Annotated in this window: 19 protein-coding genes; 10 read left to right on the top strand and 9 right to left on the bottom strand. The window is 52.3% G+C overall.

The features are described 5' to 3' along the window. The first annotated feature begins 3 nt into the window (after positions 1-3). Genes WC612_02525 through WC612_02515 form a run of 3 tightly spaced genes read left to right on the top strand, consistent with a single transcriptional unit; the run spans position 4 to position 2,470 of the window. Positions 4-1,476 (top strand): hypothetical protein, encoded by a 1,473-nt coding sequence (locus tag WC612_02525; protein MFA6279651.1) that lies wholly within the window; start codon positions 4-6, stop codon positions 1,474-1,476. Next, positions 1,473-2,075, top strand: a complete 603-nt coding sequence (locus WC612_02520; GenBank protein ID MFA6279650.1) for a hypothetical protein — start codon at positions 1,473-1,475, stop codon at positions 2,073-2,075. The genes WC612_02525 and WC612_02520 overlap by 4 nt, the downstream gene beginning before the upstream one ends. Continuing rightward, positions 2,072-2,470 (top strand): hypothetical protein, encoded by a 399-nt coding sequence (locus tag WC612_02515; GenBank protein ID MFA6279649.1) that lies wholly within the window; start codon positions 2,072-2,074, stop codon positions 2,468-2,470. Before WC612_02520 ends, WC612_02515 begins: the two co-directional genes overlap by 4 nt. On the opposite strand, the gene WC612_02510 is transcribed toward WC612_02515, so the two are convergent. Both WC612_02510 and WC612_02505 read right to left on the bottom strand, forming a co-directional pair. Then, positions 2,451-3,326, bottom strand: coding sequence for an AAA family ATPase (locus WC612_02510; GenBank protein MFA6279648.1), 876 nt, complete (start codon positions 3,324-3,326; stop codon positions 2,451-2,453). The two genes, WC612_02515 and WC612_02510, sit on opposite strands and share 20 nt — an antisense overlap. 9 nt (positions 3,327-3,335) lie before the next feature. Then, positions 3,336-4,172, bottom strand: coding sequence for a tetratricopeptide repeat protein (locus WC612_02505; protein ID MFA6279647.1), 837 nt, complete (start codon positions 4,170-4,172; stop codon positions 3,336-3,338). Between the two features lie 344 nt (positions 4,173-4,516). On the opposite strand from WC612_02505, the gene WC612_02500 reads away from it, so the two are divergent. After that, positions 4,517-6,016: a methyl-accepting chemotaxis protein gene (locus WC612_02500; GenBank protein ID MFA6279646.1), complete on the top strand. Its 1,500-nt coding sequence runs from the start codon at positions 4,517-4,519 to the stop codon at positions 6,014-6,016. Positions 6,017-6,205: 189 nt separating this feature from the next. Here the strand turns inward: WC612_02500 and aspS are convergent, their stop codons facing one another. After that, positions 6,206-8,014, bottom strand: coding sequence for an aspartate--tRNA ligase (gene aspS / locus WC612_02495; GenBank protein ID MFA6279645.1), 1,809 nt, complete (start codon positions 8,012-8,014; stop codon positions 6,206-6,208). Between the two features lie 185 nt (positions 8,015-8,199). Here aspS and WC612_02490 point away from each other — a divergent pair, with 185 nt between their 5' ends. Further along, a complete protein-coding gene (locus WC612_02490) occupies positions 8,200-8,862 on the top strand; it encodes a hypothetical protein (GenBank protein MFA6279644.1) in 663 nt (220 codons plus the stop codon). Positions 8,863-9,089: 227 nt separating this feature from the next. On the opposite strand, the gene WC612_02485 is transcribed toward WC612_02490, so the two are convergent. Then, positions 9,090-10,301: an NAD(P)/FAD-dependent oxidoreductase gene (locus tag WC612_02485; GenBank protein MFA6279643.1), complete on the bottom strand. Its 1,212-nt coding sequence runs from the start codon at positions 10,299-10,301 to the stop codon at positions 9,090-9,092. 21 nt (positions 10,302-10,322) lie between these two features. Next, complete coding sequence (locus WC612_02480) at positions 10,323-12,155, bottom strand: ABC-F family ATP-binding cassette domain-containing protein (GenBank protein MFA6279642.1); 1,833 nt, start codon at positions 12,153-12,155, stop codon at positions 10,323-10,325. Positions 12,156-12,450: 295 nt separating this feature from the next. On the opposite strand from WC612_02480, the gene WC612_02475 reads away from it, so the two are divergent. The 3 genes from WC612_02475 to rnd all read left to right on the top strand — a co-directional run bounded on the left by WC612_02475 (position 12,451) and on the right by rnd (position 16,294). Beyond that, entirely contained in the window at positions 12,451-13,071 is a 621-nt protein-coding gene (locus WC612_02475; protein MFA6279641.1) for a hypothetical protein, read from the top strand. A 240-nt stretch (positions 13,072-13,311) separates the two neighbouring features. Next, positions 13,312-15,123: a hypothetical protein gene (locus tag WC612_02470; GenBank protein ID MFA6279640.1), complete on the top strand. Its 1,812-nt coding sequence runs from the start codon at positions 13,312-13,314 to the stop codon at positions 15,121-15,123. Positions 15,124-15,142: 19 nt separating this feature from the next. After that, the gene (gene rnd, locus WC612_02465) at positions 15,143-16,294 is read left to right on the top strand and encodes a ribonuclease D (GenBank protein ID MFA6279639.1); all 1,152 of its coding nucleotides are present in this window, start codon (positions 15,143-15,145) and stop codon (positions 16,292-16,294) included. Between the two features lie 9 nt (positions 16,295-16,303). Here the strand turns inward: rnd and WC612_02460 are convergent, their stop codons facing one another. Together WC612_02460 and mutY are read right to left on the bottom strand one after the other, a co-directional pair. Beyond that, positions 16,304-17,107, bottom strand: a complete 804-nt coding sequence (locus WC612_02460) for a DUF4852 domain-containing protein (protein MFA6279638.1) — start codon at positions 17,105-17,107, stop codon at positions 16,304-16,306. A gap of 10 nt (positions 17,108-17,117) precedes the next feature. After that, positions 17,118-18,200, bottom strand: a complete 1,083-nt coding sequence (mutY, locus tag WC612_02455) for an A/G-specific adenine glycosylase (protein MFA6279637.1) — start codon at positions 18,198-18,200, stop codon at positions 17,118-17,120. A gap of 11 nt (positions 18,201-18,211) precedes the next feature. Here mutY and WC612_02450 point away from each other — a divergent pair, with 11 nt between their 5' ends. Then, the gene (locus WC612_02450; protein ID MFA6279636.1) at positions 18,212-18,715 is read left to right on the top strand and encodes a DciA family protein; all 504 of its coding nucleotides are present in this window, start codon (positions 18,212-18,214) and stop codon (positions 18,713-18,715) included. 20 nt (positions 18,716-18,735) lie between these two features. Here the strand turns inward: WC612_02450 and WC612_02445 are convergent, their stop codons facing one another. Next, complete coding sequence (locus WC612_02445) at positions 18,736-19,869, bottom strand: hypothetical protein (GenBank protein ID MFA6279635.1); 1,134 nt, start codon at positions 19,867-19,869, stop codon at positions 18,736-18,738. A gap of 111 nt (positions 19,870-19,980) precedes the next feature. On the opposite strand from WC612_02445, the gene WC612_02440 reads away from it, so the two are divergent. Beyond that, positions 19,981-21,528, top strand: coding sequence for an FkbM family methyltransferase (locus WC612_02440; protein MFA6279634.1), 1,548 nt, complete (start codon positions 19,981-19,983; stop codon positions 21,526-21,528). Between the two features lie 8 nt (positions 21,529-21,536). Here WC612_02440 and WC612_02435 read toward each other — a convergent pair. Then, on the bottom strand, positions 21,537-21,754 hold a 218-nt coding region (locus WC612_02435; GenBank protein ID MFA6279633.1), incomplete at its 5' end, for a hypothetical protein.

The following is a 21,754-nucleotide window of genomic DNA, read 5'->3' as shown; positions in this document are numbered from 1 at the left end:
GCCATGAACCCCAAACGCTCGTTTCTTCTTTTGGTCGGCGACAGGGGCGCGTTCTTGCTGCCGCCCGCGCGACTGAAAAAGGCCCATCCCGTTTTTGCAGCCACGAGCGACAAAGACGAAACAGGCGCGATTATGGATGAATTGGCCGCCGCGCCGCGTGTGCCCGTCCTCATCCTTTATGATGGTGAGGCGCAGCTTTACAAAACGGAAACCCTGCCACCTCTTGCACCTTGGGATCGCCTTAAAATCCTAAAGCGCCGCCTGAACGACGCTTATGAAGGCCATGAACATAAAGGATTTCTTCAGCACAAAAATAAAACCGCAACGCTGATGGCCATCCAAGAAAACGCCGCGCTTTCCGTCTGGCTGGAGAGGCTGGCGGCGCGTTCTGCCCTGTCCGGTTTTGTTAGCCTGCTGCCGATGGAAAGCGCGGGCCTTGCCGCTCGTCTTACACCTGCGGCGGCAACGGGCTGGTGCTTTTTCCTAACGCAACAGAAAACGGGGCACACCCGCTTTATCGCCATGCGCGATGGCCAGATGGTTTTCACACGCCTCACGCGCTCACCGCCCGCATCGTCCAGCGCAGGCCTCATCGCCTCCACCATCGCGGTCGAAATTAAGACCCTGCGCGACTATCTGGCGCGTTTTGGCCTGACATCCGATGAACCGCTGACGCTTGTTGCCGTGATGGCCGCTGCCACGCACGAAGCGCTGGCCGTTACGCCGATGGATGTGTCCTCCCGCGCTCTTTTCACGCCGCATCAAGCAGCGCTCACGCTTGGCCTTCCCTTTGCCCCGTCAGAGGATGAGCCGCATAGCGATCTGCTGCACCTTGTCGCCCTAGCGCAGCGCCGCCGCCCTACTGCCCTCCTGATGAAGCCGGAAACGCGGAGGCTTTACAACGCATCGCGTATCCGTCTCGCGGGCTTGATCGCTATGGCGTTGATGCTGGCCCTTCTCCTTGCGATGATGACGGTAGACACGGCCTTGCTGACCAAAGACCTGAGAGCCACCTACGCCTCGCGCGAAGCCGTTCAAAGACTGGAGACAAGCTTGGCCAGCTCTCAAGCCAAAGCGACAACGGGCGATAACGCGGGGTCGCTGGCGACCTTAAGACGAGCCGTAGAGCGCCAGCGTTTGTTCCATAACACCCCGCCCGAAATCGTCGCGCTTTGGACCGACCTTGCGCCGCTTATGCAAGATCATGCAAGGGCGACCACGCTTGACTGGAAAGAGGGCGTCCTGACGCTTGATGTCAAATTCGCTGCGCCAACAGACAATGAGTCCGATCAAAACAGGGTTCAAGCCGACGCGCTTTTGCGTATTTTACAAGAAGGCCTACCAGCCTATGCCGTCACGCTCGTGAAGGGGCCACAAGAAGGTGGCGCGGGCGCGGCCCTCTCTAGCGCCACTCAACAAAAGAGCGCCGCACCCAAGGACACGGCCTCTTTCACCATTGAAAGGAAAGAGCCATGACCCGCCGCCAATGGCTCTATCACCGCGCGTGGGTCTTGGGGCTTGCGCTGGCGCTTACCTTGACGCTGGTGGAGCCGATGGCGGCGCAAGTCTTGCGACTACGCCAAGCCAAAACGCAAGACGACCTTGCGGCGCGGTTCTTCGCCCTTGCCCAGCAAAAGGTGCAATTTGAAGCAGACCTGCAGACGGCAAAAACCATCGACGGAACACTCTCCCCCAACGACATCAGCGCCCTTCTTGCGCCCAGTGACCGCCCGTTGATGACCCAGCGGCTGGAAAGCGTGGCGGCCTCGGCGCGACTGTTTAACACGACCTATCTTCTCTCTGCCACGCAGCCATGGACGGGAACAGGGCCGTTCACGGGGATCGACGGCATAGCGCAAAGTGCGCTGACGCTAGAGGCTGACGCGCCTAATGATGCCGATATTATAGGCTTCCTGTCCCACCTGAATGCGCTAGAGGGTCGTCTGGCCCTGCAACAACTGACGATCAAGCCCATCGTCCATAATGACGCCGCGCCTTTGTCCGCGCTCAACCTTCACATGACAGCACGCTTTCTGTGGCTAACCAATGCACCCGCCGAGGGAGCTGCGCCATGATAAGAAAAGGCCTTTTCCTCGCCGCACTTGCCCTCTTCGCCTCACCACTGAGGGCGCAAGAGGCGCCGCCCTCGCTGTTTTATACGCCCCAAGAAGTCTGGCAAATTGAAACCGCGTTACGCCGCGAGGAGCCCGCTTTGCTGGCGCAAGCCAAGCACGTTCTTCATTGCGGTAGCATTATGTATGTCAGTGCGGATCAATGGACGGTGTGGCTTCAGGGCGAAAAATGGACGCCTCAGACGGATCGACCCAACCTTCATATCCAAAGCGTCGAGCCGGATAGCGTGCGCCTGTCCATCCTTTTGCTGGGCGAGAAAGAGCCGCGCGAGGTAACGCTGCGAACCAACCAAAGCCTCAACCTTCTCACGGGCGCGGTTATGGAAGGAATTTATTGATCCAATTCCACGGCCACGCCAACCCTGCCGTCTCGCGGCACGCAGCGTGAACGTGCGCGGGCTCAATCAGCGTTACGCCCTGCGCATAGGCCGCCAGCAAAGCCTTATCCGCCAAGACATTCACAAGGCGCGGCAAGCCGCCGCTGGCGCGAGCGATCATCGACGTGGCTTGTGGCGCAAAGGAAACGCTAAGGCCGCTCTTTTTATGCCGCCCCTTACCCGCCTTCACCGCGCAATGTTCTAGGCGAAAACGAATGTACGAATCCACAACCTCGCGCGGAAACGGCCTTGTCATAAAGCTGAAATGAATGCGCTGTAAAATCTGACGCAAGGCTTTTTGATGCAAAAGCCGGTCAAGCTCCGCCTGCCCAAACAGAACGATCTGCAACAGCTTGTCCGTCTCCGTCTCAAGGTTTGAGAGAAGCCGCACGACCTCCAGTCCCGCCGCGCCAAGCGCCTGCGCCTCATCAATCACCAAAACGCAACGACGACCCTGCGCATGCCTTGCCAAAAGGAACGTGCGAAGCGCCTCGCCTTCGTCCTGCCCAGCCTTGCGCTTGATCCCAAACTCATGAGCAACCAGTGCAGGCAGCGCATTGGGTTGGATCGCCACAGGCGCATTAAGATAAGCAATATCGATAGGAAGCTGATTTAAACCATCGAGAAGAAGGCGGCACAAAAGCGTCTTACCACTCCCGACCTCACCAACAATTTTCAAAAGGCCGTCGCCACGCGTGATCGAAAACTTCAACGCCGCAAGAAGGGATTCCGTTTCACCCCACGCGTAATAAAGGGCGGGATTGGGTGTAAGACCAAAGGGATAGGTGGCAAGGCCAAAATGCGTCAAAAAAGGCATAAAGTCCCTTTACTCGTCCGTATCTCTTTCGCCTGCATCATCCGCAGACGATGGCGCAGACGCCTCATGCGACGCCAAATAGTCCAAACGACGCTGCGCCTCGGGCGGCAAGGGTTTGGGGATCGCACGATAAAGCTTCAGCGCCTCATCCTGCCGTCCCAGCTTGTCATTCAAGATGGCTAGGCCCAGACGGCAATCCTTGTTCTTGGGATCAAGCGCAACGGCCTTTTGCCAAGCGGTCAAAGCCTCCATCGTATCCTTTTGCCGCACCAGAATGCGGGCGCGGGCGGCATGCACCGCCGCTAGAGACGGGTTTTTCTCGGCTATTCCATCCAAAACGTCCAAATCCTCATCGCGCCCACGCTGCGAGAGCGCAAAAACCTTGCCCTGCAAGGCCGCCTGATTTTTAGGCTCTTTTTTCAAAATCACGCCATACAGCTTGATGGCCTTGTCCCAAGCTCCATCCTGCGTAGCCTTGCGCGCGAGCGATAGCGTATCGCCGCTACCCCGCTCGACATCCTCGCTATCTTCACTGCTCGCCGACTTTTTCTCGACCTTGGTCACGACAATCGTTGCACCCGATTTCGTGGCGGTGGCTGGCGCGGCCTTAACGGGCTTGTCCTGAACCTCGGAATCTTGGCTTCCCTCTGAAAGAGCGATGCCCAAAGGCTCACCCTCTTGCATCTTGCGAGCCTTCTTTGAAGTCGGCGGGCTCTTTTGAACAAGTGTAGCGGCAACCTGTCGTTTTGAAAGGTTTTCTTTCGCAGCCACCGCCTCACCACCATAAAAAGCCAGCACGCCAATAACAACGAAAAGGAGAGCCACAAGCGCAGAAACAAACGCCACCCGCTTCCTCAACGAGAAAGCAGGACGCGATGACAATAACGGAACAATAACAGGAGCCTTCTGACTTCTATAATCGTGCGCCGCTTTGTGAAGGGCATTTAATAGGACGCTCATGGAACGGAATTGATACTCATTTTCAATCTAAAACGCAAAGAGAGAGTTCAATCCTCGATTACAAAGTAACACATATGTATTCATTTAAGAAAGAACCATCTCGCTCCCAATATCATCGAAAAAACCAGCTTGAATACTATATTGACGTCATACCATCATATTATTTCGGTAATTCTTTTTTCACTTCTATTTATTATTAATAGAACATCTTATCAGAAGGGGAAGATGTCATGTTTCGTTGGTGGTCTCAAAGCAGTTTGCTTGTCAAAGTTTTTATTCCACAGATCCTCGTCGTCGCTGTCTGTGTGGTTTTGATTGTCACGGCAAGACTTGGTTTTTCGAATGCTGAGGGGGGTCTTACCAGTATTATCGAAAATGATGTCACTCGCTCCATTGTTGCCCTTGAAGGTCGTTCAACACTGAATCGTATTGAAGGTGCGGTAAAAACGATCATGCTAGAGGAATCTGTCGAAGGAATTAACAAGGCCGTAACAAACTATCAAGAAATCTACAAGAAATTCATTACTGATATGACAGGGTTTCAATCTCTCATTAAAAACGCGGAACGCAAGAAACTTGTCGAAGACTCTTTGACGACTATGAAAAAATATTCTGACAACATTGAAAAGATGATAGTCCTTAAGAAAGCTGGGAAACAAGCTGAGGGCATAGAGATTGCCCTGTCTTCTGGGGAGCTTCGCTTGCAAGCACGGCAAAACCTCATCGACATCATTACGGCCTACAAGAACGCGATCGATGAAAAAAAATCGACACTCTTATCTGAGCTTGATGATTCAAAAGTTCAACACCTGCTTGTTTCCATTATCGGTCTAGGCATCGCCTACTTGATCTTGATATGGATAATTGTGGGCGCCATGAAACAACGCAAAGCTGAAATGCTGGTACTCGCCAAGGAGTTTGAGGATAGTATTAAAATGGTTGTGGATGACGTGACCACCTCAGCCCACGAGCTTAAATCTGCCGCTGACACGTTAGCCTCCACCTCGCAAGAGTCCAACAAGCTCACGGCAACCGTCGCGGCGGCGGCTGAGCAAACCTCGTCCAACATGCAAACCGTTGCAACGGCGACAGAGGAACTGACGGCCTCGATCGGTGAGATTAGCCGTCAGGTTACCGAATCCTCGGACATCACGCACAAAGCCGTTGAGCAAGCCAATACGACCAACAAAACTGTGCGCGACCTTGCCGAAACTGCTGAAAAAATAGGCCGCGTTATAAGCTTGATTGGCGAGATTGCCAGTCAGACCAACCTACTGGCGCTTAACGCCACCATTGAGGCCGCGCGGGCGGGCGAGGCAGGCAAAGGCTTTGCCGTCGTGGCCAGTGAAGTTAAATCGCTGGCGACCCAAACTGCCAAAGCGACCGAAGAGATTACCAACCAAATTGGCAGCGTTCAACAAGCCACAGGCATCGCCGTGGGCGAGATTGAAAGAATCCGCGAAACCATCGTAGGGATCAATCAAGTCTCTACACGCATCGCTGCCGCGATTGAAGAGCAAGGAACGGCAACACAGGAAATCGCCCGCAACATTGCCGAGGCCACCACAGGCACGCGCGACGTATCGCGCAATGTCGGCGGCGTCAGCCGTGCGGCGGAAGAGACAGGCAGTGTCTCTTCGCAAGTACAGGCGGCGGCCAACAAATTGACCGAACAATCCGCCTCGCTCGGCCAAAAGGTGCAGAAGTTCTTGGAAAAGGTTAGGGCGTAAAACCAACGGTCAAAAAAAACGGGATCCCCGCTTTCGCGGGGATGACACTTGTGGATTAATGTTAAAATAAATCCGTCATTCCCGCGCCCTCGTCCCGCCGCTCTTGCGGCGGGCGAAAGGGAAAAGCGGGAATCCCGTTTGTTTTCTTTCTCAATAAGTCACTTCATCGAGTCGTTGGCGTAAAACCTTCTACCCCGCCACCTTCTTTACGGGAAGCGACAGGCGGATATGAAGCTCGCGCAGGCGATCTTCATCGATGACGTTGGGCGCTTGCATCATCAAATCCTGTGCCTGTTGGTTCAGTGGAAAGGCGATGATCTCACGGATGTTCGGCTCATCAGCCAGCAGCATCACGATGCGATCAATGCCGGGGGCTGAGCCACCATGCGGCGGCGCGCCGAGCTTCAGCGCCGAGAGCATCCCGCCAAAGCGTTTTTCCAGTTCCTCCGCCGGATAACCCGCAATCGCGAACGCCCTGTACATGCCTTCGGGAAGATGGTTGCGGATTGCGCCGGACGACAACTCAATCCCGTTGCACACGATGTCGTACTGATAGGCTTTGATCGTGAGCGGGTCTTGCGTATCCAAAGCCTCTATGCCGCCTTGCGGCATTGAGAACGGGTTATGCGAAAAGTCGATCTTCTTGCGTTCCTCATCATACTCGAACATCGGGAAATCGACGATCCAGCAGAAACGGAAAGCGTTCTTCTCGATGATGTCCATATCCTGCGCGATCTTGGTACGAGCCTGCCCCGCCATCTTCGCGGCCACCATGGGCTTATCGCACACGAAAAAGACGGCATCGGTATCCTCACAACCCGTCAACGCACGCAGCTCCTTTTGCGCTTCCTCGCCAACGAAACGAGCGATAGGCCCCTTCCCCGCGCCGTTTTCGAACACAATATAACCAAGGCCCACCGCGCCAATATCCTTCGCCCAATCGTTCAACTTGTCAAAGAAGCTGCGCGGCTTATCGGAAACCTTAGGGGCGCGAATGGCGCGAACAACGCCGCCCGCATCAATGGTGGAGCGAAAGGCGCGGAATTCGACATCATCGCGCTTAAACACGCTTGTCACGTCCACAATCACAAGCGGGTTGCGCAGATCGGGCTTGTCCGAGCCATAGGTCAGCATCGCCTCATCATACGGGATGCGGCGGAAAGGAATGCCATCAACGGCAGGCTTCGCCTCACGGCGGAAGCCGCCGAACTCATCAAACACGCCATGAAGAACCGGCTCAATCGTGTTAAAGATATCGTCCTGCGTGACGTAGCTCATCTCAAAATCAAGTTGATAGAACTCGCCCGGAGAACGATCTGCTCGCGCATCCTCGTCGCGGAAGCAAGGCGCGATTTGGAAATAGCGGTCATAGCCCGCGATCATCAGCAATTGCTTGAACTGCTGCGGCGCTTGCGGCAACGCATAGAACTTACCGGGATGCACGCGCGAGGGAACCAGATAATCCCGCGCGCCCTCTGGCGAGGACGAGGTCAGGATCGGCGTTTGATATTCATGGAAGCCAGCATCCCACATGCGGCGACGCAGCGAAGCAATCACCTCCGAGCGAAGCTTCATGTTCTGCTGCAAGCTCTCGCGGCGCAAATCAAGGAAGCGGTAGGTCAGGCGCACGTCCTCACCCGTGTCGGCCTCGGCATTCACTTGCATGGGCAAGGGATCAGCGGCGCTTTGCACGACAAACTCGGCAATGTCCAGCTCAACCGCGCCCGTAGGCAACCTTTCGTTCAACGTCTCATCGGGACGCGCTACGACCTTGCCCGTTACCGTCACGACGCTTTCGTTCTTAATATGCTCCACCACATTCATCAGCGGGCTGGACATATCGATCACGCACTGCGTCATACCGTAATGGTCGCGCAGATCGATGAACAGCAAACCGCCATGATCGCGCTTGCGATTGACCCAACCTGAAAGACGAACCGTCTGCCCGACATGTTCTGAACGTAACTGACCACAGGTATGCGTGCGATAGGGATGCATAGTAAAAACTCCAATAAATAAAGGTTAACGCACGCTTTTATAACGCGCGGCGGGCAAGAGCAATGGGGAAAGAGGCCAAGGCTCCGCCTTTTTAATGCTTTCACAATTGTAAAACACGCTCTTTTTCAGTACAGTGCTCCTGACAGGGCGTTTTTTCCAACGAATACTTTTCTATGAGGTCTTTGATGAATATCCCCATGAACCGCCGCAAGTTTCTAAAATATGCCGCCCTTCTAGCCGCCGCAGAGACCCTTCCCGCTTGCGCCAAAGATCACGAATCAGATAAAGCGCTGAAGCTAGAGCCAAAGCCAGAGATCGTCGCCACCCCCGAGGAATTTGCACATCCTGTTCCAGCTGCTGAGCGCAACGAAAATGCCCTTTATGTTCGTTACGCGGTGGCGTTGGATGAAAAGGGTGAGCCCGTTCTAAAAGACGGCAAACCCGTCGTCTTGCGCGACAAAGACAACAACCCGCTGATCGACGGCTACACAACGCCCAAGGTCAAACTGCAAGGCGATAAAGAGCCGCGTTCCTATGAAGTCCTTTTTGAAGAACCTGTCACGATAGATGACATCAGAACCAGTAGGACCAACGTAAGAATCGCGATGGATCCCAACGCTGCCGGCCCCATGGCGTTGACGACAAAGAACCAAGCCATCGAATATAGAAAAGCGCTTGTAATCGCTAATGCTGTTAAGGAGCAACTTGTCAAACAAGTCCTCTTCAAATCGCCTCAAAGCGACACCCCACCCAGCTATGAGATCGATGTTAAAGCCGTCGAAGCCTATATCAATAGATTTACAATATTTGGCAGTAAGCCTTCGTCTCTTATGAAGCCCCAGCCGTAAGAACAAGTGCCTTACCAAAACCATCACACCACCACCCCCGTAGTCACAGGCAAGCAACATGGTTAAAATCGGACTTTAAAAGGGTATCTGTGGGGTGTTTCCAATAATGTGGGCGAAATATCCATTTATAATGCCCCTCACGGGGCCTAGGATGAGCGTGGACGCGTTATTTCGAGTCCTCGGCCACCAACCCAGCCAAAAAAATTATTAACGCGTTCTAGCGCCGTTTAAATCGATTTTCCCGACATGGGCGATAGAGCCATGGCGGAACCGGCGGCCCAGCCGCTTGACCACGCCCACTGAAGATTATACCCGCCAAGCCATCCCGTTACGTCAAGCGCCTCGCCAATAACATATAGGCCGCGAACCTTCTTGGCCTCCATCGTTTTTGAATTAAGCTCATGCGTTGAAACGCCGCCTAACGTGACCTCGGCCTTGGCATAGCCTTCTGTCCCCGTCGGCAAAACTGTCCATGCGCCAAGAAGCGTCGCGACCGCCTTTAGGTTCTTATGGGACAGCTCACCCATCGGGGAAGGAGGAAAATGATCCTCGACCAGACCTTGCACCAAGCGTTTAGGCAAGACCTCGCCCAAAATAGTTTTAAGGCCAGCCTTGGGACGGCTTTTCTTTCGATCAAGAAGGAAAGTTTCAACCTCGCTGTCCGGCAAGAAGTTGATCGAAAGCGGCTGACCCTCACGCCAATAGGAAGAGATTTGCAAGATCGCCGGCCCCGAAAGGCCGCGATGCGTAAAAATCATGCTTTCACGAAAGGAACGCTTACCGCACGTCACGATCACCTCAAGAGACACGCCACTAAGAGACTTCATCAGCTCAAGCGTTTCCCCCGTAAAAACCAGCGGGACTAAGGCGGGGCGCGTTTCCGTAACGGCAAGGCCAAAATGCGACGCAACCTTATGGCTGAAGTTTGTCGCCCCGATTTTGGGAATGGACAAACCGCCCGTGGCCAGAATGAGGGAGAGAGCATGAAAAACTTCCGCCTCAGTCTCAACCTGAAAAACATCACTCTTCTCTACGGCCTGTATCTGTTGCTCAAGACGTATATCGACGTGAGCAGCCAGACACTCCTCCAACAACAGGGAAACGATGTCACTTGATGACGCATCACAAAATAGTTGGCCTAACGTCTTTTCGTGATAGGCGATTTTATGTTTCTCGACCAAAGCCATGAAATCATGCTGCGTATAGCCCTTTAACGCGGATAAACAAAAATGTGGATTATGCGAAATGTAGCGATCAGGCGCGATATGCCGATTAGTGAAATTGCAACGCCCGCCCCCAGAGACAAGGATTTTTGATCCCACCTGTTCTGCGCGATCAAGAAGGAGAACCTTTAGACCCCTTTGCCCTGCGCGCAACGCCGCCATAAGGCCAGAAGCCCCCGCACCAAGAATGATAACATCATATTTTGAAACGGTCATTTATTTCACGCCGCCTCTTTTTTATAATTGCGCAATCAGGCGCGTGAGTTCAGCCTCAAGAGCTTCTTGTTCTTTGCAGAGTTTGCTGGAGGCATGTTCAAGACGCTTAAGCTGCTTAGGCTCATTACCCTTGGCATAGCAGGCGGCGATTTCATGCTCAAGCGCCGTTTTCTGCTCCTCAATATCGGCGATCAACGCCTCAAGACGGCCCGCCTCTTTTTCATGATCGACGGCCACGGGCGCTTTTTCTGACGGTTTTTCCGAGGCTTTGTTTTCCTTACGCTCTTGCTTGCGCTGCTGGATCACCAGTTTCCGGTAATCATCCAAATCGCCATCGTACGGGTGACACCCGCCATCCGCCACCAACCACAATTCATCCGCCACGCAGGAAACCAAATGAGGGTCATGGCTGACCAAAATAACCGCACCGGCGTAATTGTTGAGCGCCTGCATCAATGCTTCCCGCGCATCCATATCCAAATGGTTGGTCGGCTCATCAAGCAGCAAAATATGCGGCGCATCAAAACTCATCAAACAGAAAAGGAGACGCGCCTTTTCGCCGCCCGATAACTCTCCCACCTTGGTATCGGCCTTATGCTTATCAAAACCAAAACGGAACAGGGCCGAGCGCACCTTGACCTCTGACGGCTCTTGCATCGCCTCCTTCATCGTTTCAAACGGCGTGAGGGCTGTATCAAGCTCATCCGTTTGAAACTGGGCAAAATAGCCGATCTTAAGCTTGGCAGATTTATGAACCTCACCGCCCATGGGAGGAAGCCTATCCGATATAAGCTTGATCAGCGTCGATTTGCCATTGCCGTTCGCGCCCAAAAGAGCGATGCGGTCGCTTTGATTGATGGTCAGATTCATTTTGCGCAAAACAGGTTTTCCCACCGTATAGCCTGCCTCGACATTTTCCAAACGGATCAAAGGCGACTTGATTTCCTGCGGGTCAGGAAAGGTGAAGGCTGTCACGCGCTCGGCCATCACGGCGTCCACAATGTCCATCTTTTGAATGGCCTTCAGGCGGCTTTGCGCTTGCCGCGCCTTACTGGCCGAAGCGCGGAAACGATCTACAAACTTCATCATCTGCGCTTTTTGCGCCGATTGCTTTTCGTGCAAGGCCTGCTGGTTCATTTGTTTCTCAGCGCGGGCCTTTTCAAACTGGTCATAGGTTCCGGTGTAGTGAACCAGTTTCTTGTTATCCAGATGAATGATGTGATCGACCGTTTTATTCAAAATGTCGCGATCATGGCTGATGATGATCATCGTGTCGCGATAGCGCATCAAAAAGTTTTCCAGCCATACCATCGATTCAAAATCCAAATGGTTCGTCGGCTCATCCAAAAGCAACACATTGGGCTGCGAGAACAAGACGCACGCCAAAGCCACACGCGCGCGCCACCCACCGGAAAAACTGGTGATCGGCAACGCCTGCGCCGCTTCATCAAAGCCCAAGCCCGCCAGGATATAAGCCGCCCGCGACGGCGCTTCATAGGCGTTGATTTCCGTTAGCCGTTCATAGATATAGCCAATGCGGTCGATGTCCTGCGTGGTTTCAGCCTCGATCAATAAAGAGGCACGCTCGGTATCGGCGTTTAAAACAATATCGATAAGCGAAAGGCCGTCTTCGGGAAAATCCTGCCTTACAAGGCCAAGCGTCGAGTTCTTGATCAACGAGATCGCGCCATCATCGGCGGCAAGCTCACCCGAAATAAGCTTGAACAACGTCGATTTCCCAGCGCCGTTGGGCCCCACAAAGCCAACGCGATGCCCCGCAGGGATATTCACGGAAACATTGTCCAACAACGTGCGTCCGGCGATCCGGTAGGTTAGGTTCTGTATCGAAAGCATAAAACTGTATTTTCCTTGGATAGGAGGGGTTCAAACAAACCCCAAAAGGCGGCAGGGGGTGCTTTATCCCCAACTTCTGGGGTGAAAGCAATCCTTTATAGGGTCAAGGCTCTACCCCTTGTAGACAATGGCCCTTAATAGTTCTTCTTAAAACATGCCTTATCATTAACCATGAACGCTATTTATTCTATAGTTAAGGATGCTTTTTACCTTCATTCCTGTACAAAACTATAAAAAGGCGCTATGAGTTAACTCGAACTTAAGACCCCATCAACCTTTCGAAAGGAATGATAAGATGAATAAGAATATGAAAATCGCGTTTGCTTCTGTTGCCGTTGGTCTCGCGATGACCGCTTGCGGCAGCAACCCTGTAATGAAAACAGCCCATATTGTGGACTCTGACGGCAACGCCATTCTCGTCAATAACGAAAAAGTTGTCGGTGCGCTTGTCCTTGATGGTCAAGGCGCGACTAATCCAAATGTTGTCAATGTTGCATCAAGACCCGTCGTTGTTTCAAAATTGACAACAGATTTTAACGGCATTCCAGTTACAGCCCCTTCAGATATTCAACAGTATAGTGGTGCTATTCTTAGCTTCGGCATGGGCAGTGGCGCAGCGATGTCAGGCTATGGCAACTTGCGCATTGGCGAAAAGTGGGCCCCCGAACAAACAACTATCAGCAACAGCGCCGAAGGCGGCGCGGGTGGCGCTGGCGGTACTGGCGGAAGTGCCACGGGCGGTGCGGCCTCATCAGAGGCTGCCGCGACCAATTCAACGAAGGTGAGCAACGAAAACAACATCCGTAATAACAACCACATCAGGGTAGTAGAACCACAACGCCATCACCCCTGTGGAAACGGCAGAGAAGGTTGCTCAATTAACGTGAAATTGAACACAAAATACGTCCCCTGCTAATAGGGCGCGACTAGGTTAACAAGGAGGCGGGCTGTCAAACGCCCGCCTCTTTTTTTTCTAAAGACGGCCACGCAATGCCTGTAAAAATCACCCTCCCCTTGCGGGAGAGTGATTTCAGAGCTTTTGCTAACATGAGTTCGAGCCCCCATGAAACTATTGGGATTGTTTGAATTCCCCGCTGTTTTCGTGCTATAAAACGATGAAGGCTCGCCAATCCATTTTTATAAGAGGCCACCCATTATGACAGACACCGCCACCCCTGATTATTTTGGCAACATCGCTATCCCACAAGAGGATGCTCCGACCCCCTACCAAAAACAAGCGGAGCAGCGCCGCGTACGCAGGCACGCCCTAACACGCAGAGCGATTGAGGGCATAGAACAACAAAAAGGCCGTCTGAAAAAAGTTGCCAAGCGCATGACACTACGTCGTGCCGAGATACTTGAGCGCGTCCGCATGGTCGGCGAAAAATATTCCCAACGCGTCAGAGAGCTTGAAATAAAGATCGGGGAAGCCCCTCCCCCTAAAACCCAACGAAAAAGCGCACCGTCATGGTTCAAAAAAATGATGGTTAGTGTTTCACTTTATACAGCCACCAACGACACAATACAGGACGCGCTAGAGTCTGCCTCTGATTGGGCACGTTCTCTTCGCACTCAAAAAGCTCTATGGGGGCAAGCCCTCAAGAACAAAGCTAACGCCGCAAAAACATTTGTTATGCCGATTGTAATGGGGCTGTCTGTATTGGATCAAGCTGTCGCTCATAAAGCGACCGCAGCCAAAGCGCATTTTAAGTCCGCTGTAATTTTGGCTCAAAAAACGCCCGCTCTTCTTCGTCAAGCCGCTACCTTTGTTTTGACAAACAAAAAGCTAATCGCAAGAAATGTTTGGGAATCCATCAAGACCAATAAAACGTCTCTTGCCGCTGGTATGGCTACGGGCTTTGTAACGCGTTCGGTCATTTTGATGAGCTTCAGCAGCGCTGCCGCCGCTATGACAGCCCCTGCTACCCTTACAGGCGCAGCGACATTGATGGGCGTCAGTGCTATCGTCGGGGCGGCAAGCAGCGTTGCCCGCGAAGCTTTCAGCAAAAAAGAAAAGACGGGTCATTGGGTCATGAACGCCGCCCTTAAAGGCACAGCGTGGGGCGCGGTTGGCGGCTTTATTGGTGGCGCTGTGCGTGAAGGCTTCCATGCCGTTAGCGCCCTCCTCCATAACCCTGTCATCCTTGACGCCGTTAAACCCGTTGTGGCAACCTTTAAGGACGCGACCCAAGGCCTGACAACCGTTTCAACCCCTTCTATCGTGGTTCCGCCTGTTGTTCCGGAAGCATCTGCCCCCTTGCCGGATGCGCATGCCGTATGCTCGGATGCCGAGACATTCCTTGATATGAGCCAAACGCACGATATCGCTGCTCAACCCCCAACGGCAACCATCGTAGCGGACGCCACACCCCAAACAGCGCCTGTCGATCCAGTCCATCTGACGGCAGAGCATGCGAAAATCTTGCACCTGCCTGTTCCCGTGGTGCTTCAAGAAATACTGTCGCAAGATGTTTTCAACAAGCTCCCCGCCGCGATGCAGCGCGAAGCCGTTGCTGCCTTTCATTCCGGCAACCAGAAATCCATAGTGCATATATGCAAGGAAATGTCGTATGTGCTGATGAACGAAGTTCAAGATCCTTTGGCACACAAACAGGGGGCGATGATAGACTTTGAAGGCGTCAACCGCGCGGGGCAATACGGTCTTCTTGACTCAAAGGATGGTGCGCGGTTAACCCGCGATGCGGGCATCAATCTTCTGACGGGTCAAAATGGTGTTGAAAAGGATGTATCAAAAGGCATCGGCGAGTTAATGCTCGCTGATCAAAAAGATGCAATGGTCAAGAAATTCCTGTCCTTGGCGGAAAAACTGTATCCGCAAGAATTTGCGGAAGCCAAGGCCGCATCGACTCCGTCCATGATTGAGGCCACGAAGGCTCACCTCGCGAATCCAACAGCGCCGATTCGTACGGCGGCAGCGGCAGCCGTGCCTCTTGCCCCCACGATGTGAATAGATTAAGACAGAGAGCATGAGCCTTATCACAACGACTGAAGCGTTGGCTTCATTTTGCGCCTCTTTGTCGGGCTGCCCCTATGTCACCATCGACACCGAGTTTATGCGCGAGCGCACCTATTACTCCAAACTATGCCTTGTGCAGCTAAGCGGGGGGGCGGACAAAACGGCTGCCATTGATCCCTTGGCGGAAGGCATCGACCTCAAGCCCCTTTATGATCTTTTGGACGATCCGTCTATCCTGAAGGTCTTTCATGCCGCGCGGCAAGATATCGAAATCTTTGTGCAGGCAACGGGGCGCGTCCCAACCCCGATTTTTGATACGCAAGTCGCCGCGATGGTGTGCGGCTTTGGCGATTCTATCAGCTATGAAACGCTGGCGGCCACTCTTGCCGATGCCAAAGTCGATAAATCCAGTCGCTTTACGGACTGGGCACAACGCCCCCTTTCGGACAAACAGATCGTCTATGCGTTGGGCGATGTGACGCACCTGCGCATCGTCTATGAAAAGCTGGCGGCTATGCTTACAGCCAGCAAACGCAGCGATTGGGTGCGCGAGGAAATGGCCATCCTCAATGATCCCTCCACCTATACCGTCAAACCTCAAGACGCTTGGAAACGCTTGAAGTCTCGTCTGGATAAACCCAGAAAGCTTGCCGTCCTGCGTGAGGTTGCGGCATGGCGCGAGCAAGAAGCCCAAAGCGCTAATCTACCCCGCTCCCGCATTTTAAAAGACGAACAAGTCGTGGACATCGCGACGCACGCGCCGGAAACGCCCGCCGCGCTGGCACGGCTGCGCGGCTTGCCAAACGGCCTTGCCGAAGGACGCTATGGCGCGGCCATTCTTAAAGCGATCGCCCACGCGAACGCCCTGCCCCTTGAAGACTGCCCACACGCCGAAAAGAAACGGGGCATGCCCAATGGCGCATCCGCGATTCTGGAGCTTCTTAAGGTTTTGCTGCGCGGCATCAGCGACGAAGCCGGAGTCGCCGCCAAGCTTATCGCTTCAACGGATGATCTGGAGCGCCTCGCCAGCGAAGAAGAGCCAAACATCAAAACCCTGCAAGGCTGGCGACACACGGTTTACGGAGAAACGGCGCTGGCCTTGAAACGCGGCAAGCTGGCTCTCACCATTCGGAGCCATAAAGTAACCACCATCAGCCTTTAACCTCGCCCTTTAATATGCAGAAAAGGTTGTGGGTCGATAGGTATAAATCGGCTTGGTGTGTGCTTCATCCTCAAAATATTCGATGGATTCCAAACGGCTATCCAACTGGACGGATCCACTTTTTATGTTTTGCAAAACGACGGCGTTCCCAGCAAGATCGTTTTTTCTCGTTAGTACTGCTCGGCTTTTGGAAAAATCGCTTGGTCTAGCCAAAAAAGCCACAAAAACAACCCGAACATTAACGCGAAGAAAGAGAACATGCGTTGGGTTTCCCGCTGCATCCATGCGCTGAAGCAAAGCGCGCCCGTCTTCTTCGCTCAGGTAAAGACCAGCCATTTTGACAGGCTTATTTAATAAAAGCCTATAAATAGAGGGCAACCAGAAGTTTTTTGGTCCGGCACAAAAACTCTTATCTTGAACAATCATGGAAAAAGCATTGACGTTAATTTCCTTATTATCCTCACCTATAAAAGGATAAAGACGCTCTTCAAAATTATACCGTCCCAGCTTGACCGCTGTTTCATAGGCATAACTAATCGGGTAGGTCGATATGTTTTGACGAATCTCTTCGCGCATTTCTTGCCGCTTCTTCTCCCAAGAAAAATCGTCATGATAGGATTCAACATACCAAGGACAATGCATGACGCGAGCATAAAGATCGATAACATCATCCTGATAAATATCAACGGCACCCGCTCGAATAAGGGTTTTGACAATGTTATCAAAACTGGGCTTGGCAAACTCCTGTGCCATAACCTTGTGTGAAAGGGGCAGGAACATCATAACGATCAATAAAAAGCTAACCCGTTTCATAAAAACCCTCTTAAGACTGAAGTGCAACTTTTAGAACCTTCTGCATGACACTAGGCAAGGCCTGCGCAGACAACCTTTCTGGATCAACCCAAACACCTTCAGGAACAGAACAAGCCGTTGTGGCTACAACAACAGACAATTCAAGCTCAAAATGTGTAAAGGTATGGTGAACGCCTCTTTTTAAAGGCTTCCATTCCTCTAGAACAGGAGCATAAGCCAGCGCCTCTTTCCATGAAAGGGGCTTGCTTGCCTGAAGTGGCGTCGTCGGCACGCCCATCATGCACGCTAAAAGCCCCTTTTCTGGTCTTTTTTGCAGAAAAACGCGGCCTTTCTTGTCAAAAAGAACGAAGGCAAAAGCCTTTTTTTGCGGTTTTTTGACACTTTTTGCACGCTTGGGAAGCTGTTCGGCGCAGCCCTTTTGCCTTGCCAGACAACCACTCGCCCACGGACAAAGATCGCAACGCGGCGAGCGCGGTGTGCATATCATAGCGCCCAAATCCATCAGACCTTGTGCATAATCGCCAAAACGCCCTCGCGGTAAACAACCGGCCGCTAACGCCTTAAGGGTCTTTTTGGCATGAGGCAATGGCTCATCGACAGCAAAGAACCGCGCCATCACCCGCTCGACATTGCCGTCCACAACATTGGCTTTTTGCCCAAAGGCAATAGCGCGGATCGCGGCAGCGGTATAATCGCCAACACCAGCCAACGCCTTTAGGCCTTCCTCATCATGCGGAAAAACACCATCATAATCACGAGCAAGGGCTCGCGCGGTTTCATGCAACGTACGGGCGCGGCGGTAATAACCAAGGCCCGCCCACATTTGCAAAACACTGTCCAAATGAGCCCTTGCCAAAGACTGCACACTTGGCCAACGCTTGATAAATTTGTTAAAATAGGGAGCAACGGTCACAACGGTTGTCTGCTGCAACATAATCTCTGACAACCAAACGTGGTAGGGATTAGCCTCCTCCCCCGCCAAGGCCCGCCATGGCAAGACACGACGATTTTTGTCATACCACGCCAAAAGCTTAGCCGCTGAAGGCTTCTTGCCTGCTTTTACAGGATTGTCTTGATCCATTTTTTCAGCCAAACTGCCTTCCCATGCGCTTACCCCAAACCATCGCCTCAACCATCAACTCAATCGCCCGTACGGCGATGGGCAAAGACTGGGCGCTTTACGCCACCCTTTTGAATCACTGGGGAGAGATCGTCGGGGAAGAATACGCCAAAGTGACAACGCCCGTCAAAATTGTCTTTCCCCATGGAAAAAAAGAGGGGGACAAATGGGCGAGTGGGAACAGAACAGGCGGCATCCTGACCATCGCCCTCCCCCACGGCCTTGCCATGGAGTTCTCCTTCCTTACCGAAACCATGCTGGCACGCATCAACGGATTCTTTGGCTATCCGGCGATTGAGAAAATTGCATTACAAGGGCGCTACGATACCGCTTTGCCCGCCGCCGCCCTTCCTGCCGAGATTCCTGCGCTCTCGTCCAGCCAGCAGGCGGCGCTACGCGATAAAACAAAAGATATTGAAGACCCCGAACTCAAGTCTGTCCTTCTTGATCTAGGCCAATCCATAGAAACCAGAAATAGAGCGGAATAAACGCCCAGAAATGCCCCCCCCTAGACGCTTTTCTTCTTTTTGACGTCACGACAGGCATAGGCTGCCGCAAGAAGGCTGTTCAGCGTTTCATCAAGGGCCTCGGTGTTTAAGACAACATGCCGTTCGCCCTTCAGCATCACCCGAAGCGCCTCTTGGATTTGAGCAATTTCTTGAACCGAAAGCTCCTGCTTTCTTTTATAAACAACGTCCGGCGAAGCCTCTAACAAAACCAACAAGTCGGGTTTTGGAAAGAAAGCAAAAACGGCTTTGTTGATCTTTTGCAAAAGACCTTTGTGAATGACGTTCCTGTTTGTGCCCGGAAACCGGTCAATCAGGACTATATGTCCCAGAAACCGCAGGAGCAGAACCTTGCCGTAACGGATAAGGTTTTCGATAAAATAAATGCCATAAAGAAAACGATTCCATGGCGAGGGTATTTTTAACAGGAGTGTATAGAGGCGCTGGAAGGCAAAGAACCAATCCCCCATGTAAACAAAAGAGGTCGGCCCGATGGGACGTAGTTTATCGATAATAAAGGATTTTCCAGAACCATCGGGGCCAATAAACGCCAAAGAAACGCCTGTCCCCAGAACGCTCCAGCGGTAGCGAAGGCTTGCGATCAGGCGCTTGCAAAATGACGCTCTGGCCATGTGGTTAAAAAAGCCCTTGGCCGTTTCATTCTTAGAGCCAGCACTCAAAACTTGATGGCTTTCAAAATTATCGCCATCCATAAGAAACGACTTAAACTCGGCCCAATGCGTTTGTATAAAGGGAATCTTAGCCCGTCTATTAAGGCAAAGACCCTTAAAACAGCTATTCAACACAACCGACTGAACCAAAGACGCGCTGCCCTTAGGTGAGAGGCGGAGGCTGGGCCCTGCCCTTGCGTAGACATTAAAGTCGCAAAGAAGATCAACCATGTACATCGTGCCATTTTCAAAACGCGAGTAAACGGCACTACAGGGGTCTTTGTGCGTTATGGTATAGCCCTCATCCTCAACACATTTTATCGCTTGGGGAAAGAAATCAGGCGGCACATAAAGGTCGATATCGCCAAAAGGCGCGGCCACGATATCCGACAAAAGTGTCGCGTGATGGACACCCACAAGCTTGGCGATTAATTCTCGCGTTTGCATAGGTTTTCTGACTTTCACCGAATTATTAGCGACTCCTTTTTAGCAAAGTGCCTTAAAAATAACCAGCCTTAATGCCCGTCTTTATTTTAAGATTCCCAAAGAGGGAAAAATATGGTTCAAAGAAGCGTTATGCCAAAAAACACAATAATGAATGAGGGAGCAGGAAAGGTCATTTGCAAGCCCTTTCCCTCCTACACACAAGAGCAAGTCAAGGCTCTGTATACCCATGCGCAGGCCATATTCGCCGCACTGAAGGATGCCCCTTGCTGCCAATTTGAGGAGCCGCTGTCCCATACCGCGACAAGCATTACCTACCGCTATTTTGATTCTCTGCCGCCCTCTCTCTCCGACCTGTTGCGATCCCGCGCCTGTACCGAGGGCGGCATGCGCCGTGTCGGCAAGGTCTTGGCCGCCCTTCATGCGCAAACGTCACCTGATGGTCACAATAATTTGTTGCATGGCGATTTTGTTCCTCACAATGTTTTCTGCTCAGTGGATAAGTTGTTTATTATCGATGCCCATCCACCGGAGCAACTGCCCTATCGCGACGATCTTTTGAGTGGAGACAGGCGTCGCGATGTCATTTCTCTTTTATTCGGTATTTTCTCTAACGTTGGTCTCAAAGCCGTTATCCTTCATGGGCGTTACTATTGCGCGATGGCGCGGAGCTTTGTCGCAGGCTATCAGGCCGTGCGGCCTTGTGAGGGCTCCTTGAAGGGTGCTCTTTTACACTATATTGCCGACGTTTATAAGATGCGGCACACCAGTCTTGGAAGTCTCCGCGCAGCACTTCACGGACTATGGTGCGGCGCCATGGTTCTATTCGCTGTGAAAAAGGCTGGAACAATGCGCCGCTGCAAAAAAGCGATAGAGCGTTTTATCCGGTGGCTTGGTAGGTTTGTCATAGGATCCCTCTCCCCTCATCGGAATTATGTCCTTATCACGCCGCCTGCGTTTGCGCGGCAGGTTGTGTTCTCAAAACGCGCCTTGCGCTTTAGGGCCTATAAGGTCAGGTCTTTGGCGGATTACAATACGCTTGTGCAAATGTTTTACATTGAGGATTATTGCCTCGTTCTGGATCGCGAAAAAGAAATCATCACCCTCTATCAAGCCATGGTAGAAAAGGGCCAAATCCCCCTCATTATCGATTGTGGTGCCAACATAGGTTTATCTGCCGATTATTTTGCTCAAATGTTTCCCAAGGCTCGCATCGTCGCCATCGAGCCAGATCAAAACAATATCGAGCTTGCCGCCAAGAATTGCCGCTCGCCCTACGTTCATTTTATTCATGCGGGCATCGCCTCGGAAAAAGGAAGCGCCAACCTTATTGACCCACAGTACGGCGAGTGGGGCTATCGCACCGAGATGGCCGAGGGAGGGGCAACCAAGATGCTCTCCGTCCCCAGCCTGTTGGACGAAAACAAGGACGCAACGCCCCTTATCATCAAGATTGATATCGAAGGCTTTGAAAGTGAACTTTTTTCAAAAGATACGCAATGGATCGACCAATTTGATCTTTTGATCATTGAGCTACATGACTGGATGTTGCCCAAAGAGGCCAACTCTCAAAGCTTCCTAAAAACCATTGCGCCACTTGATCGGGACTTTGTTTACAGGAATGAAAACGTCTTTAGCCTAGCGAACCATTCACGCCAACTTAGCGAGCCAAACAGATAACCGATCTGTCATACCAAAAAGCAAATGAAGTGACTCGTAGAGAAAAAACAAACGGGATGCCCGCTTTCGCGGGCATGACGGTGTTTTTTTATGGCGATATTCCCCTTTAGGGCATAATGATCAAAAGGTGTGGGTAGATTCACGATTTTGAGAGCAAAAAGCTGATCATTTTTCTCCGCCGATCCTTCTTCAATCCTCGATGTATTTTGACCTTGTTTTTCCAGTG

The sequence above is a fragment of the Bdellovibrionales bacterium genome, assembly GCA_041662785.1.
Classification (GTDB): Bacteria; Pseudomonadota; Alphaproteobacteria; order UBA9219; family UBA9219; genus UBA8914.
Note: the sequence above shows the minus strand (reverse complement) of the source record. Positions and strands in the feature narration are given on the sequence as shown.